The organism is Agrobacterium larrymoorei (assembly GCF_030819275.1).
Taxonomy (GTDB): domain Bacteria; phylum Pseudomonadota; class Alphaproteobacteria; order Rhizobiales; family Rhizobiaceae; genus Agrobacterium; species Agrobacterium larrymoorei_B.
In genome coordinates this window covers 626,366-640,476 of the sequence record NZ_JAUTBL010000001.1, presented here as the reverse complement: position 1 = coordinate 640,476, position 14,111 = coordinate 626,366, and the positions used below count along the sequence as shown (strand labels likewise).

Sequence of the window (14,111 nt, the reverse complement as noted above, 5' to 3'; positions counted from 1 at the left end):
CAACTATCGCAAAGCGTGATGCCGATCACAGCCACAGACACGAGGACTGAATGCACGAGGCCTCCGACGCTGCGTCGAGGCCTCAAACCTGCTTTGGCAGATCGATCCGCGCTTCGAAACCCTGCCCGCGTCCAGGAGCCGGTGAGGAAAGGGTGAGCGCCGCATTCATGCGTTTTGAAAGATTGTCGACAATTGCAAGGCCAAGCCCGGACCCGGAGGCCTGGGTTTGGCCGCGCATGAAGCGGGTTGTCAGGCGAGGGAGAAGTGCCGGATCGACGGGCGTTCCGTCATTGACGATCCGCACGGATCTGTCCTTATCGACGTAGATTTCGACCGGCGAATCCTCAGGACTATGCGTCAGCGCGTTCTCCAGCAGGTTTCGAACGACGATACCGAAAGCGTCCGGATCGACCTTGCCCTTAAGCTGGCCATCATCGGGCAGATGCAGATGAATACGTCCGGCCCCAAGTTCTGACCGGCTCATGTCCTCGACGACGAGTTCCAGCACGGGCAGAAGATCGACGAGGGTATCGGAGATGCCGATACCGGCCTCCGCGCGCGACATCTGCAAAAGCTTCTCTGATAACTGCGCGAGATTGGAGAGCGACAATTCGATCTGATCGACACGCGGGGCAAGATGGGGCGGAATATCCGCCTTCAATCGCTGCGCTTGGGCAAGCGCTCCGGCGATCGGCGTTCGCAATTCGTGCGCACTGTTGGACGCGAACGAGCGCTCCGCCTCCAGTGCTGACCGCAATCGCTCCAGCAGCAGGTTTACCGAACGGGCGATCGGATCGAGTTCGGCGGGAAGACGACCGGAATCGACCGGCGCAAGATTGCCGCCGTCTTTGCGGGCAATATCGTCTCTGAGCGTCTGGATCGGCGCCAGGGTGCGGCGGATGACCAGAATGACCGCAATGATGCTCGCCGGAATGAGAACAAGGACGGGGAGGATGAGCGCCGTAGATGCTTCCTCGATGGCCTCCCGTCGATTGGCAAAAGCATCGGCCACCTGAAGATAAAGATCGCCCTCAGGCGTCACGACGGTGTAGATCCGTTGACTATCCGTATCGGCGAAACCCGGCCTCAGCGGCACGTCGAAACCTTCACGGGCGCTGTCATGAGAGTGCAGCAAAACAGCGCCGTCGCGATCGCGCACCTGATAGGTCAGATATTCGGAGCCGGTTGTGGGCTGGCCAAGACGGCGTTGTGCTTCCGGGCTCCGTTCGCGAAGGTCTTCCGCGACAAGCGGAAGCAATCTGTCGGCGGTTTCCTGGACGCCGCTGTCGAAAATTTCCGCAAACTCTTCTTCCATGACCATGACGCCAAGCGCGGAGGCGGCCATCCAGGAAATCGACAGGACGCTGACCAGCGCAAGAACCATCCGGCGCGTCATACTCGGTTTATAAGGTCCGAGCTTAAGGGGTATGAGATCAGCGAATCGTATAACCAAGCCCTCTTACGGTTTCCACGCGATCGGAACCGATCTTCTTGCGCAGGCGACTGATATAGACCTCGACGGTATTGCTTTCGATCTCAGCGCCGAACTCATACAAGGTCTCCTGTAGCTGCGCTTTCGAGACAAGCGCGCCTGGTCTCTCTACGAGTTTCTCCAGCACCGCCCATTCCCGGGCACTCAGCGTCAACGCGCGATCTTGGACCGTGATGCTTTTCGCCGCCTGATCGATTTCGATGCCGGGCAGCCTGACGATGGGCGTCGAACGTCCTTCATAGCGGCGCGACACGGCAAGCATCCGTGCCGTCAGCTCGCCGAGATTGAACGGTTTGACGAGATAGTCGTCCGCCCCGGCATTCAGGCCTTCGATCCGGTCGGAGACCTGATCGTGTGCGGTCAGGATGATCACGGGCACGGCGTTGTTCGTTTTGCGCAAGGCCCGCAAGAGGCTGAGCCCCTCGCCATCGGGAAGGCGCAAGTCCAGCAGGATGAGACCGTAGCTCACCGTCTGGGTTGCCGCCATGGCTTCGCTCAATGTCTTGAACCAATCCACGGCATGGCCTGCTGCCGCCACGTGATCTCTTAGCGCTTCTCCCAGCACATGATCGTCTTCCACCAGCAGAACGCGCACACCGACCTCACTCCAGAACTGCCAATGCGTATCGCTTCGGGCGGTTCGTCGTCAAGGCACATGCGCATCATGTCGTGGGCTTCGACTGGCAGGCGTGGAACACGTCGAGCGATGGGTCGTAGACGGAGGTAGAGACGTTCATCATCCCAAGAATACTGTGGAAGAAATTGTCATGGGATTTGCCACCGGCCTTTGCCTCATCGGCAAGGCACGCGCGGTCGACGCCCATGGAGCGCGCGAAGTCATTGTCCATCCACACCAGGAAGGGAACATGCGTCTGCTCTGCTGGGGCGAGCATGTAAGGCGCGCCGTGGAGATAAAGCCCGTTCTCGCCAAGAGATTCGCCGTGATCGGAGGCATAGAGCATTCCGGTGGCGAGCCTATCGGAGCGGGCCTTCAGCTTGTCGATGATGGCAGAGAGGAAATGGTCGGTATAAAGGATCGTGTTGTCGTAGGAGTTGACGATCTCTTCGTCCTTGCAATTGCCAAGTTCCGAGGTGCGGCAGTCCGGCGTAAATGTCCTGAACTGATCGCCATAACGGAGATAGTAGGACGGGCCGTGGCTACCGAGCTGGTGGATGACGATGACGCTGTCCTTGGTGACGCGGTCGAGCCAGCTGTCGAGCCTGTCGAGGAAGATATCGTCACTGCATTCGCCGGTCTTGCAGAAGGTGGCATCGCGGGTTGCGCTCAAATCGAAATAGGGAATGCGGTCCGCCACGCCCTTGCTTCCGGTGTCGTTGTCCAGCCACTGCGAGTCGACCCCGGCATGCACCAGAACATCCATGAGGTTCTCATTGGAGAGCGCCTTGCTGTGGGTATATTCCGAGCGGGTGAACTTCGAGAACATGCAAGGGATTGAAATCGCTGTAGAGGTGCCGCAACTGACCGTGCTCGGGAAATAGATCACGTCTCTCTTCTTGAGCTCAGGGTTGGTTTCGCGGCCATAGCCATTCAGCGAGAAGTTGGCCGCACGTGCGGTTTCACCTGCGACGACGACGGTCACGCGCGGTTTTCCGACGGCAATGACAGGAGGTTTCACCTTCGCGTCGAGGCCGGTCTGCGTGACGGTCAACTGTGCTTCCTTATTTGCGATCTGGAAGTAATGCGCCGTCGCAAAGAGTGGCGAAATCGGATTCAGGCTTTTGACGATATCCCGGTGCTGACGGATCGCAGTCGTGAAGGTCTTGGAATTCATCGCGCCAATGCCGCCGATGATGACGAGGCATGCAATCACGCTCAGCATATTCCAGAACAACTTGCCGAGAATCGGACGGTGGCGGATGCGCACGAAAGCGAGAAGCAGGATGGGAACCAGCGCGTAGATCGCCATGTGCAGAAGGAAGGCGGAGGTGATCAGATTGTTTGCTTCGCCGGTGGTCGTCTCGAACGCGTTGCGGACCATGTCGCGGTCGATCACAGCGCCGAAGCGATCCATGAACCAGGAGCAAAGCGCGGAAATGGTAATCAGCACCATCAGGATCGGCTTCATGATGTATTTTGCCGAAAAGGTGATGAGCAGTGCGGCAAAAAGCGCCGCCATGGCCACATAGAGCGCGTAGATCGCGACGGGATAGGCGGACAGGTGGGTGTTGACCTTCGACCAGAATGTCTGGTTCATGAACAACAGCAGATAGAGAGCGGCAATGACGCTCAAGGTAATGCTGCCGATTTCGGGACGACGGATTTCGCTGCCGTCCAGATGATCTGTCAAAGGTGCCAAGCGCCCACTCTCCTCGTGCCAATCGATGCGCCGGACGCGCGTGAGCGCGTTTTGCTTTTCCGGCTAATCAACGCCTTCTGGAGAGATTTGCTGACACGAGACTGAACGGATCAGTCCGTCCATAAAGATATTTCTAAATTAGGGGAGGTAGGAGATGAGCCGCCGCTCGTCTGCTCGTAGTCCCGAGATCGTCTTTGTCGGCGTTTCCAAAACGGCTTCCAGCCGCTTGATCGCCTTCGGTTCGGTGGCTAGATCGAGAACGGACGGGTGGACATAGCTTTTGCGGCAGATGGCTGGCGTGTTGGAGAGTTCTTCGGCCGCTGCCTCGCAAATGCTCTTGATGGTCGGGGCGCTGCCACTCGCCAGTCTCTCGGCGGCGTGGCAGAAGCCCGCAAGCGTGCCGCCCCAGGTGCGGAAGGTCTTGGCTGAGATACCTTCGCCCGCCGTTTCGGACAGGTAGCTGTTGAGCGCGCTGGAATCGATGGGATGGACCATATGGTTCTCATCTTGCCAAACGAAGAGCTGCTTGCCGGGCAAATCGGCAATCTCCTCCAGAATCTTTTGCAGCCGGGGATGACGGAGGCTGCGGCGCACCTTCTGTCCACCTTTTGCGATGAAACGAAGTTCGATCGTCTCGCCGAGCGACACGTGACGCTTGAGAAGGGTCGTTGCACCGTAGGTCCCGTTGCTTTCGAGATAGGTCTTGTTGCCGACGCGCAGATAGGCAGCGTCAAGAAGAAGAATCAACGCTGCGAGCGTCCTGTTCTGGCTGTTGATGTCCTTCTCGATATCGGAAAGCGCCCGACGGCGAATTGCTGGCAATGCCTCACCGAACGACTTCAGCTGGAAGAACTTGGTTTCGCCGCGAAATGCATGCCAGTCTACGTGATAGCGGTATTGTTTTCGCCCTCTTGCGTCGAAGCCGGTTGCCTGGAGATGCCCCGAGGGTTCGATGCATATCCAGACGCGTTGATAGGCTGGGGGAATTGCGAGCGACCGTATGCGTGTGATTTCTATCTTGTCGGAAAGCAGCGTCCCGTCGGGAAGGCGGTAGGAAAACCCCTTGCCGCGCCGCTCACGGGCGATACCGGGCTCCTGGTCGCTCACATAGGTTAAGCCGATTTTCTTGAGGAGCCGGACGGGGTGCTGGTTCATGATCTTGGCGCTGCCTTCGAGTTTTCTCAAATAACTGCGCTGAACAGATGTCCGTTCCAGAAAAAGGAGCGGAACATGCCCGCTCCCTTCAATTTGATCAGACTCCGGTTGATCAAGCGTCCGGTGCCAGACGGATGATCTGAGATTTGCCGCCGCCACGCTCTTCGGTCACAGCGTAAACGGCGCCGTCCTTGCCAAGCTCGACATCGCGGATGCGTGCTTCCAGTGGAAGACGGCCTTCCGTAACGACCTTGTCGCCGTCCATCTTCAGCACCACGAGACCCTGGGTGACCAAGCCACCGATGAGGAACGAGCCCTTCCACTCCGGAATGGCGTCGCTATTGTAGTAGACCATGCCGGACGGGCCGACGACCGGATCCCAATAATAGGTGGGCTGCTCCATACCCTCCTTGGCGGTTGCACCTTCGCCCACCTTGTCTCCGCTATATTCGATGCCGTAGGTGATGACCGGCCAGCCATAGTTTAGTCCGGCCTTGGGCAGGTTCAGTTCGTCGCCGCCTTTCGGACCGTGTTCGACGGTCCAGAGGCGTCCGTCGCCATCGAGCGCGGCCGATTGAATGTTGCGATGGCCATAGCTCCAGATTTCCGGCAGGGCGTTTTCGCGGCCGACGAAAGGATTATCCTGGAGCGCCTTGCCGCTGGTGTCGATGCGGAACACCTTGCCCAGCCCGCTGGAGAGATCCTGTGCCTGAACGCGGGGCTCCTTGTCCGAACGCTCGCCGACCGTGACATAAAGCTCGCCATTGTTGCCGAAGACGAGACGCGATCCGAAGTGCTTGTCTCCATCGTATGTGGGCGTCTGACGGAAGATGACGTTGGTGTTTTCAAGAACCGCGGTCCCGTTCGTCTCGACCAGCTTTGCCGAAGCGACCGACGTGCCGTTGCCGCCATCGCGTGGTTCGGAGAAGGAGAAGTAGACCATGCCAGATGTATCGAAATCAGGAGCCAAAGCAATATCGAGAAGGCCACCTTGCCCGGATGACGCGACTTCTGGCACGCCCTCGATGGCAGGACCGGCCTTGCCATCCTTCACGATGTGCATGGCACCTTCTTTGGCGGCAACAAGCATACGGCCGTCGGGCAGAAGCGCCATCGACCACAGATGTGGAAGGTCGTCAGCAACGACGGTCTTTTGCAGCGATGGCATCTTGTCCGGCTGTGGAGCCCGCGTCTGCCCTTCAAAGGCGGGTGTCTGGTTTTTTCCATGGGGCGGGTTCGTTTCAACCGGGCTTGCGGATTGCGCGAAAGCGTAGCCGGGAACGGCGAGAATGGCAGACAGAAGCGTGGTGGTTAGCAGGTATCGAACGCGCGACATGGAACTCCCTTCCAGTTTAATTGAGCGGATCGGGAACATTTCGGCGTTTTTTAAGTTGCATCACCGCAAGGTCAAGAAAACTTGATCGTTACGTGTTCAATCCTGTAAATTCTCGTCTACACGATTTCTTTGGGAACGTTCTTCTTCCGCCAGCGTTAAGCTCGGTCGGTCAGGAGGGCATTATGCAAAGATTGGACAAGGAAGAGCTTGACACAGCCGAGGTCAAGCCAATTTTGAGTGTTATGGAATTTTGCCGTCGTTATCGACTGGATGAGTCTGAAGAGAAGCGTCTTCGCAAACTTTTCGGCGATTTTGCATCGCGTCATGAGCTTTTGATGAACGCCCAGCGCAAGCCGGTATTTCGTTAATCGGCGAGAGGCTCGTCCCGGAATATCATGAACACATCGTAGCGCGTGTTCTTTCCGGAAATCTGATGGGAGGGCTTCTGAAGCCCCTCCATAGGCGCAGCCCGAAGCGGCCATTTCAATACAACTCTTTTGCGCGCAGCTTGCAGCGCTGCTTCCATCAGTTCCCGCTGGTCCGGATCTGAACCCACAACATCCCGCAGCACTCTCATTTCCTTTTTCACCAACGCGCTGTTTTGGCGTGGCGGGTGCATCGGATCGACAACGACGACGTCGGGTGACAACGTCTTGAGCAACTCTCTGGAGTCGCCGTGAAGCAATGTCATTCTGGACGCAATTTCCTCGTAGATACCGCCTTCGGCTTTTGCGCGGGCAATCCCGTCCTGCAAATGGACATACATGTCTGGCGATCGCTCGATCAGCGTGACATTGGCGCCGAGCGAGGCGAGCAGAAATGCATCGCGGCCAAGACCCGCCGTCGCATCGACGACGAAGGGTGTCCGGCCCTTGGTGAAGCCGGCGGCCTTTGGCAAAGCCTGTCCCCGTCCTTCGCCCGAGCGCAGTCGGTGCCCGACGGCTCCCCCGACAAAATCAACGACAAACTCTTCAGCGTCTTTTTTTGCCATGGCTCGTCTCAGAAGGGAGCAGGAACACGGAATGTCACATCGTGACCGTCCGGATGTCTGAAGCCCAGTTCTTCGGCGTGCAGTAGAAGCCGCTGTGCTGCGGCAAGGGCTTCGCCACCGGCATAAAATTCATCGCCGAGAATGGCGTGACCAAGCGCCTTCATATGCACCCGCAATTGATGTGTCCGCCCGGTTAAGGGACGCAGTTCCAGCCTCGTGGCGGGGAGGGACAGACGTTCCAGAACGCGCCATTGTGTCTGTGCTGCCCGACCGTTGTCCCAGTCCACGCGATGCCGCGGCTTGTTGTCCGGATCGATCGCCAGTGGAAGATCGATTTCGCCGCTTTCGCCCATGACCTCTCCCCAGACGACAGCCTTGTAGATTTTCGTCGTCGTGCGGTTTTCGAACTGGCTTGCGATAGCGGCATGGGCCTTCTTGTTCAATGACATCAAGACGATCCCGGAGGTGTCCTTGTCGAGCCGGTTGATCATCAAGGCCGATGGAAATTGCTTTTGAACGCGGGTCGCGAGACTGTCAGCCAGCGCCGGATCTTTTCCCGGCACTGAAAGCAAACCGCTCGGCTTATCCAGCACCAACAGGCTCTCATCCCGGTGAAGGATCGAGATATAGGGCTCCAGCGGCGGGTTGTAGATCGGGTTGTGCAATTGGCCAGACATGCGAAGCCTCATAGCATGATTTGCGCGACACGCCAGAGCGCCGCCTGACGGTCTATTCCACCAGTGGCAGAAGGACACGCCCACTGGTGATGTCTTGAATCATCTGCGCGACGCGTTGCGCCTCGCTTGACGGTATGGAAAGGTTGAGGTCCGCCCCTGAGCCGGTAAATGTCTCGCTCTCGATGACCAGATGGTCGACCGACAGCAGGCGGGCTTTGACAAGCGCGAGGTCGGAGAAGCCGCAGGACAGCGTTAGTTGATGAGCCGGAATGATGGCAGCCTTTTCGGCGTTCCTGAGACAGGACCCCGCCGTTCCGCCATAGGCGCGAACAAGCCCGCCGCTTCCAAGCAGAATGCCGCCGAACCAGCGCGTAACGACGACGGCGATGTGATCGAGCTCATTTCCGTCAATCGCCTGGAGAATCGGTTTACCGGCCGTGCCGGACGGTTCGCCGTCATCGTTGAAACGGTAGCTTTGTCCGACGCGCCATGCCCAGCAATTGTGGTTGGCCGCCGCGACCGAATGGTCGGCTATGAAGCATCTTGCAGCGTCCTCATTGGCAGCAGGACCTGCCGTCGCGATAAAGCGGCTCTTCTTGATGTCCTGTTCAAAAGTTTCCGTTCGGATCAGCGTGAACATGACGCCTTAATAGCGCATATACGCGTCGCGGCAAACGCTCTAAGAAGACCGAAAGGCGAAGGGTAGCAGTGGGCAATGCGAAGAAAACAGATTGCGATCATCGGTGGAGGTCCGGCAGGTCTGATGGCTGCCGAGGAATTATCCACATCGGACGTGGACGTAACTGTCTATGAAGCAATGCCGACCGTTGCGCGCAAGTTTCTGATGGCGGGCAAGTCTGGCCTCAACATCACACATGGTGAGGATTACGACCGCTTCACCACGCGCTTCGGCGCCTCAGAAGCGCGGCTCAAAGGCGCGCTCGACGAGTTTACGCCGCAGATGCTGCGGGAGTGGATGGAGGCCTTGGGGCAGGAGACTTTTGTCGGAACATCTGGCCGCGTTTTTCCTAAGGCGATGAAGGGCTCCCCTCTGTTACGGGCTTGGCTCAGCCGCCTCTCTGAGCGGGGGGTGGAGATCAAGCTCCGTCATCGCTGGATCGGTCTCGATGATGGCACGCTTGTTTTCGAAACGCCGGAGGGGCAGGTGGAGATCAGGCCCGATGCGGTCCTGCTTGCCCTGGGGGGAGCCAGCTGGCCGAGGCTCGGTTCGACCGGCCAGTGGGTGGGCGGTCTGAGACAGGCAGGTGTCGGTGTCGCGGATTTCCTACCGGCCAATTGCGGGTTCGACGTGGCGTGGAGCGAGTATTTTCGCGAGCGCTTCGCTGGAGAGCCTGTCAAATCCGTCGTGACCACCTCCGACGCGGGTCGCTTCGAAGGTGAGTTCGTCATCACGCAGCATGGGGTGGAGGGGACGCTGATCTATGCGCACGCCGCTGCGTTGCGTGATAGTCTGCAAGAAGGCCGCCGAACTTTCCTAACCATCGATTTGGCGCCGGGCCGTTCCGAGGAGCGTCTTGCCCGAGATCTGGCGCGCGCGCCCAGCAAGGATAGTGTATCGAACAGGCTACGCAAAAGCGCCGGGCTTTCCCCGGTGAAGATCGCGCTGTTGCGAGAATGCGCGGTCCCACAGCATATGTCGGCCAGCGAGCTCGCTCGGCTGATCAAGGCGGTTCCACTTGCTCTTTCCGCGCCGCGACCGATAGTCGAGGCGATATCGAGCGCGGGTGGGATTCGCTGGGAGAGCATCGACCAGAACTATATGCTGAAATCGCTACCCGGCACCTTCGTCGCAGGCGAGATGCTGGACTGGGAAGCACCCACTGGTGGCTACCTGCTAACGGCCTGTTTTGCAACGGGAAAAGCCGCCGCACAAGGCCTGCTTCATTGGTTGATAAAGGTCTGTTAGTCACATGATTGTCATGCCTCTTGCATCGCGCATGAAAAAAAGCTTGATAAGTGCGTTCAAATAGATAAGCGAAGCCTGCTTCTATTTCCTGTACTCAAGACTTGGCGTGACAAGTCGATGTTCTTGTGGGTGAATTTGCATGACTGATATGGGTGCTTTTGCGAGTTGGCCCGTCGGCGGTGGAGAGGCAGGTGCCTTGGTCCGCGCTTTTGACTGGTCCAAGACATCGCTTGGACCGATTGCGCATTGGTCGCAGACCCTTCGGCTGAAGGTGAACTCGGTCGTCAATTCACCCATACCACAGGTTTTGATGTGGGGGCCGGATCATGTGATGATCTATAATGACGGCTACACCGAAATTGCCGGAAACTACCACCCGCGCGCGCTCGGCGGCACTGTCCCCGGCATATGGCCGGAAATCTGGGACTGGAACGAAAAGATCCTGGAAGCGGGTTTCCTCGGGGAAATACAGTCCTTTCGCGATCAGAAAATGGTTCTGCATCGCAACGGTGCACCGGAGGAGGTCGTCTTCGATCTCTTCTACACGCCGATCTATAATGACGCGGGTATTGTCGAAGGCGTCTTGTGCACGGTTCTGGAAAACACCGAGAAGGTGAAGACGGTTCAGGAACTGGCCGCAAGCCGTGAAGAGCTCAGCCGCCTGACCTCTGCCCTTCCAATCCTCGTCGGCTTCATCGACTTAAATTACACCTATCGTTTCGCCAACGAGGGCTATCTGGAGTGGTTCGGCCGTGCGCCTGAGGAGGTTCTCGGTCAGCGCGTCATCGATGTCGTGGGCGAGACATTCTTCAATGAGCGCAAGCCGTTCATTCAACGGGCCATGGCGGGCGAGCAGATCGTCTCCGACAGCAACATCCAGCGCCCGGATGGGACGCGGCATGCGGCTGAAATCCGTTATGTGCCGAGGCGTGACCACAGGGGCGACGTCGACGGCTGCTATATCCTCATCATCGATATTGAGACGAGGAAGCAGGCCGAGCGGGACATTCTCGTCAGCAACAGCCGCTTTAAAGCTGCCGTCGAAGCTGTACACGGTGTCTTGTGGACGAACAGCCCTGAAGGCCGGATGCTCGGTGAACAGCCTGCCTGGTCACAGCTGACCGGCCAAAGCTATGACGAGTATCAAGGTTTCGGTTGGGCAGAGGCGGTTCACCCGGAAGATCGCGAAGGCTCGATCGATAGCTGGAACCGCGCCGTCGCGGCCAAAGCAACATATGTCTGGGAACATCGCGTTCGCCGTCGCGATGGTGTCTATCGCACCTATGCTATTCGCGGCGTGCCGATTATCAATGCGCAATCAGAGATCATAGAGTGGGTCGGCGTCCACACCGACATCACCGAGCAACGCACTGCCGAGGTGGCGCTGAAAGAGCATGCCGCCAATCTCGAACGCGAAATCCGTCACCGTATTCGCGCTGAAGATCAGCTTCGTCAGTTGAACGAAGGGCTCGAAGCACGCGTTGAGAAGGAAATTGCCGAACGTCGCCAGACGGAGATTGCGTTGCAGCAGGCGCAGAAGATGGAAGCGATCGGCCAGCTGACCGGCGGCGTCGCGCATGATTTCAACAACCTGCTTCAAGTCATTGCCGGAAATCTCCAGCTTCTTGCCAAGGATGTGGCCGGCAACGAAAGAGCCGAACGCCGCGTCGGCAACGCGCTGGCTGGCGTCAGCCGTGGTGCGAAACTTGCAAGCCAGCTCCTGGCCTTCGGCCGTCGTCAGGCGCTGGAGCCGCGCGTCATCAATGTCGGTCGCTTCGTTGCTGGCATGGACGATCTTCTCAGACGCTCGCTTGGCGAGGCCGTCGAGGTCGAGGTCATCACCGCAGGCGGCTTGTGGAACACCTATGCCGATCCGACCCAGGTTGAGAACGCACTTCTGAACCTTGCGATCAACGCGCGAGACGCCATGGAGGGCACCGGGAAGCTGACGATCGAAGTCGGTAATGCCTCTCTCGATATGGACTATGCGCGCAATCATGCGGAGGTCGAGCCGGGTCAATATGTCATGCTTGCCGTCACCGATACCGGCTCCGGCATGCGACCGGAAATCCTCGATCGCGTGTTCGAACCCTTCTTTTCCACCAAGCCTGAAGGCAAGGGGACGGGCCTTGGCCTGTCGATGGTTTACGGCTTCGTCAAGCAATCCGGCGGCCATGTGAAAATCTACTCCGAGCTGGGGCAGGGTACCACAGTGCGCATCTATCTGCCGCGCTCCATGGCGGATGAAGACAGGGAGATCGTCGTTCATAACGGACCGGTTGTCGGCGGCTCTGAAACCGTTCTGGTCGTGGAGGATGATGACGAGGTCCGTGGCACCGTTGTCGAGATGCTGACCGATCTCGGTTATCGAGTCCTGACGGCGCGTGATGCGCAGGCAGGCTTGACGGTTGCTGAAAGCGGCGTGCCGATCGACGTCATCTTTACCGACGTGGTGATGCCAGGTCCGTTGAAGAGCAGCGAAATGGCGCGCCGGGTCAAGGAGCGCATGCCGCATCTCGCCATCCTGTTCACTTCCGGTTACACGGAAAACTCGATTGTCCATGGCGGCAAGTTGGATCCGGGTGTCGAGCTTCTGTCGAAACCCTATACGCGTGAAGCGCTTGCCCGCCGTCTGAGGCATGTGATCGCCAACCAGAAGCAGAGAGCCGAATCCGGGCGCGACCGCGTAGCGGATCACCCTGCCGCCAATGAACCGACGAAGGTGGAGGCAAAGGATATGCTGCGTGTTTTGCTGGTTGAGGACGACGATTTGATCCGCATGAACACGACCGACATTCTGACCGAGGTCGGTCACATAGTGGTCGAAGCCGCGAATGCAACGCAGGCGCTCGATCTTCTCGATCGGGAAGAGGTCGATATTCTGGTCACCGATCTTGGGCTGCCTGATATGGGTGGTGCGGAACTCGCCGTTCTGGTGAAGCAGCGCAAGCCGGACATCGCGGTGGTGTTTGCCACGGGTGATAATTTCCTGCCAAAGAACGCACCGGCAGGAGCCGTCCTGCTGTGCAAGCCTTATAATGAGAACGATGTGCGCTATGCCATCGGTCAGGCAATGAGCAATCCCTGATCAGCTATCAGGGCGTGTCACGATTTTAAATCGTGACACGCTTGATCGATGGCTCACCGTCTTGATCAATAGCCCCGCTGCATATCGACCGTCATCGGCAATTCACCGGTCTTTCGCCAATTGTGGATGTTCTGAGCGACGATTGCGGCAGATGAGCTTGGGTCGGTCGGCGCCGAGATATGGGGAAGAACGGTAACGTTCGGATGGCTCCAGAACGGTGAACCCTGGTCGAGAGGCTCTTTCTCGAAGACATCGAGAACGGCGTGGGCGATATGACCGCTGTCCAGCGAGGACAGAAGATCATCGGCTACGATAACCGCGCCCCTGGCGAAATTGATGATCGATGCGCCCGGCTTCATGCGCTGCAAGCGACGGGCATTGATGAGGCCACGGGTCTCTGCCGTCAACGGAACGAGGCAGACGGCGATATCGCTTTTTGCCAGAAGCTCGTTCAGCCCCTCTTCGCCCGATACCGTCGCCACGCCTTCAAGGTCTTTCAGCGAGCGGCTCCAGCCCATGACATTGAAACCGGCGCCTAGAAGACGTTTCGCGGCTTCGGTGCCAAGCAGGCCAAGCCCGATCAGACCGACCGTGACGTCTTTTGGATGGCGGTATTCCAAGTCTTTCCAGATCTTCTTTTCCTGCTGCTGTCGGTAGGCCGGCATGTTGCGATGCAGATAATAGGTCCAGGCGAGAACCGCTTCTCCCATGACGCGTGCCAGTTCCGGGTCTGTCAGCCGCACGATGGGGGGTGCGGTTGGCCCAAGTTCCGAAACGATCCGTTCCACGCCAGCCCAGAGGCTGTGGATCCATTTCAGGCCGGGAAGCCTGGCAATGTCAGCGGGATCGGGATTGGCGACGATCGCGATCTCAGCGGCTTGCCGCTGCTCCTCCGTCATCTGCCGTATGGAGACAATCTGTTCCTCCGGCATCGCCTTCGAAAGCGTTTCGATCCACGTCGCCTCCTCATCATCGGCTGAGCGGGAAACGTAAGCGATAGGGGAGGTCATGGGTCATTGTCCTGAATAAGATCGGCTGAGCCGACATAAAGTCGGAAAATGATCTGGAAATCCACCCCGCTATAGTGCCTGACATGAGAAATGCCCGCTTGAGGGCGGGCATTTTGT

12 protein-coding genes are annotated in these 14,111 nt (G+C 58.3%); 3 read left to right on the top strand and 9 right to left on the bottom strand.

Annotated features, from left to right (window positions below; all coding sequences use genetic code 11):
- Positions 1–82: 82 nt before the first annotated feature.
- The 5 genes from QE408_RS02860 to QE408_RS02840 form a co-directional block, all read right to left on the bottom strand.
- Complete coding sequence (locus QE408_RS02860) at positions 83–1,396, bottom strand: ATP-binding protein (RefSeq protein ID WP_306928366.1); 1,314 nt, start codon at positions 1,394–1,396, stop codon at positions 83–85.
- Positions 1,397–1,433: 37 nt separating this feature from the next.
- On the bottom strand, positions 1,434–2,087 hold the full coding sequence (locus QE408_RS02855; protein ID WP_306928364.1) for a response regulator: 654 nt from the start codon (positions 2,085–2,087) through the stop codon (positions 1,434–1,436).
- Positions 2,088–2,154: 67 nt separating this feature from the next.
- The gene (locus QE408_RS02850) at positions 2,155–3,810 is read right to left on the bottom strand and encodes a phosphoethanolamine transferase (protein ID WP_306928363.1); all 1,656 of its coding nucleotides are present in this window, start codon (positions 3,808–3,810) and stop codon (positions 2,155–2,157) included.
- A gap of 138 nt (positions 3,811–3,948) precedes the next feature.
- A complete protein-coding gene (locus tag QE408_RS02845) occupies positions 3,949–4,965 on the bottom strand; it encodes a DNA topoisomerase IB (protein WP_306930166.1) in 1,017 nt (338 codons plus the stop codon).
- 112 nt (positions 4,966–5,077) lie between these two features.
- A complete protein-coding gene (locus tag QE408_RS02840; protein ID WP_306928361.1) occupies positions 5,078–6,301 on the bottom strand; it encodes a PQQ-dependent sugar dehydrogenase in 1,224 nt (407 codons plus the stop codon).
- 182 nt (positions 6,302–6,483) lie between these two features.
- Here QE408_RS02840 and QE408_RS02835 point away from each other — a divergent pair, with 182 nt between their 5' ends.
- Positions 6,484–6,669, top strand: coding sequence for a hypothetical protein (locus QE408_RS02835; protein WP_306928359.1), 186 nt, complete (start codon positions 6,484–6,486; stop codon positions 6,667–6,669).
- Here QE408_RS02835 and QE408_RS02830 read toward each other — a convergent pair.
- Genes QE408_RS02830 through QE408_RS02820 form a run of 3 tightly spaced genes read right to left on the bottom strand, consistent with a single transcriptional unit; the run spans position 6,666 to position 8,609 of the window.
- Positions 6,666–7,292 (bottom strand): class I SAM-dependent methyltransferase, encoded by a 627-nt coding sequence (locus tag QE408_RS02830; protein WP_306928357.1) that lies wholly within the window; start codon positions 7,290–7,292, stop codon positions 6,666–6,668. The genes QE408_RS02835 and QE408_RS02830 overlap by 4 nt on opposite strands.
- 8 nt (positions 7,293–7,300) lie before the next feature.
- Positions 7,301–7,969, bottom strand: a complete 669-nt coding sequence (locus QE408_RS02825; RefSeq protein ID WP_306928355.1) for a pseudouridine synthase — start codon at positions 7,967–7,969, stop codon at positions 7,301–7,303.
- Between the two features lie 52 nt (positions 7,970–8,021).
- Complete coding sequence (locus QE408_RS02820; RefSeq protein WP_306928354.1) at positions 8,022–8,609, bottom strand: IMPACT family protein; 588 nt, start codon at positions 8,607–8,609, stop codon at positions 8,022–8,024.
- Positions 8,610–8,684: 75 nt separating this feature from the next.
- Between QE408_RS02820 and QE408_RS02815 the strand changes: the two genes are divergently transcribed.
- Together QE408_RS02815 and QE408_RS02810 are read left to right on the top strand one after the other, a co-directional pair.
- On the top strand, positions 8,685–9,896 hold the full coding sequence (locus QE408_RS02815) for a TIGR03862 family flavoprotein (protein WP_306928353.1): 1,212 nt from the start codon (positions 8,685–8,687) through the stop codon (positions 9,894–9,896).
- 139 nt (positions 9,897–10,035) lie between these two features.
- Complete coding sequence (locus tag QE408_RS02810; protein ID WP_306928351.1) at positions 10,036–12,984, top strand: hybrid sensor histidine kinase/response regulator; 2,949 nt, start codon at positions 10,036–10,038, stop codon at positions 12,982–12,984.
- 65 nt (positions 12,985–13,049) lie between these two features.
- Here the strand turns inward: QE408_RS02810 and QE408_RS02805 are convergent, their stop codons facing one another.
- Entirely contained in the window at positions 13,050–13,994 is a 945-nt protein-coding gene (locus QE408_RS02805) for a 2-hydroxyacid dehydrogenase (RefSeq protein ID WP_306928350.1), read from the bottom strand.
- Positions 13,995–14,111: the final 117 nt, after the last annotated feature.

Bases quoted from the DNA above. Each gene is read 5' to 3' on its own strand.
- QE408_RS02835 (WP_306928359.1), top strand. From the start codon at position 6,484: ATGCAAAGATTGGACAAGGAAGAGCTTGACACAGCCGAGGTCAAGCCA.
- QE408_RS02840 (WP_306928361.1), bottom strand. From the start codon at position 6,301: ATGTCGCGCGTTCGATACCTGCTAACCACCACGCTTCTGTCTGCCATT.
- QE408_RS02815 (WP_306928353.1), top strand. From the start codon at position 8,685: ATGCGAAGAAAACAGATTGCGATCATCGGTGGAGGTCCGGCAGGTCTG.
- QE408_RS02810 (WP_306928351.1), top strand. From the start codon at position 10,036: ATGACTGATATGGGTGCTTTTGCGAGTTGGCCCGTCGGCGGTGGAGAG.
- QE408_RS02830 (WP_306928357.1), bottom strand. From the start codon at position 7,292: ATGGCAAAAAAAGACGCTGAAGAGTTTGTCGTTGATTTTGTCGGGGGA.
- QE408_RS02820 (WP_306928354.1), bottom strand. From the start codon at position 8,609: ATGTTCACGCTGATCCGAACGGAAACTTTTGAACAGGACATCAAGAAG.
- QE408_RS02860 (WP_306928366.1), bottom strand. From the start codon at position 1,396: ATGACGCGCCGGATGGTTCTTGCGCTGGTCAGCGTCCTGTCGATTTCC.
- QE408_RS02805 (WP_306928350.1), bottom strand. From the start codon at position 13,994: ATGACCTCCCCTATCGCTTACGTTTCCCGCTCAGCCGATGATGAGGAG.
- QE408_RS02845 (WP_306930166.1), bottom strand. From the start codon at position 4,965: ATGAACCAGCACCCCGTCCGGCTCCTCAAGAAAATCGGCTTAACCTAT.
- QE408_RS02825 (WP_306928355.1), bottom strand. From the start codon at position 7,969: ATGTCTGGCCAATTGCACAACCCGATCTACAACCCGCCGCTGGAGCCC.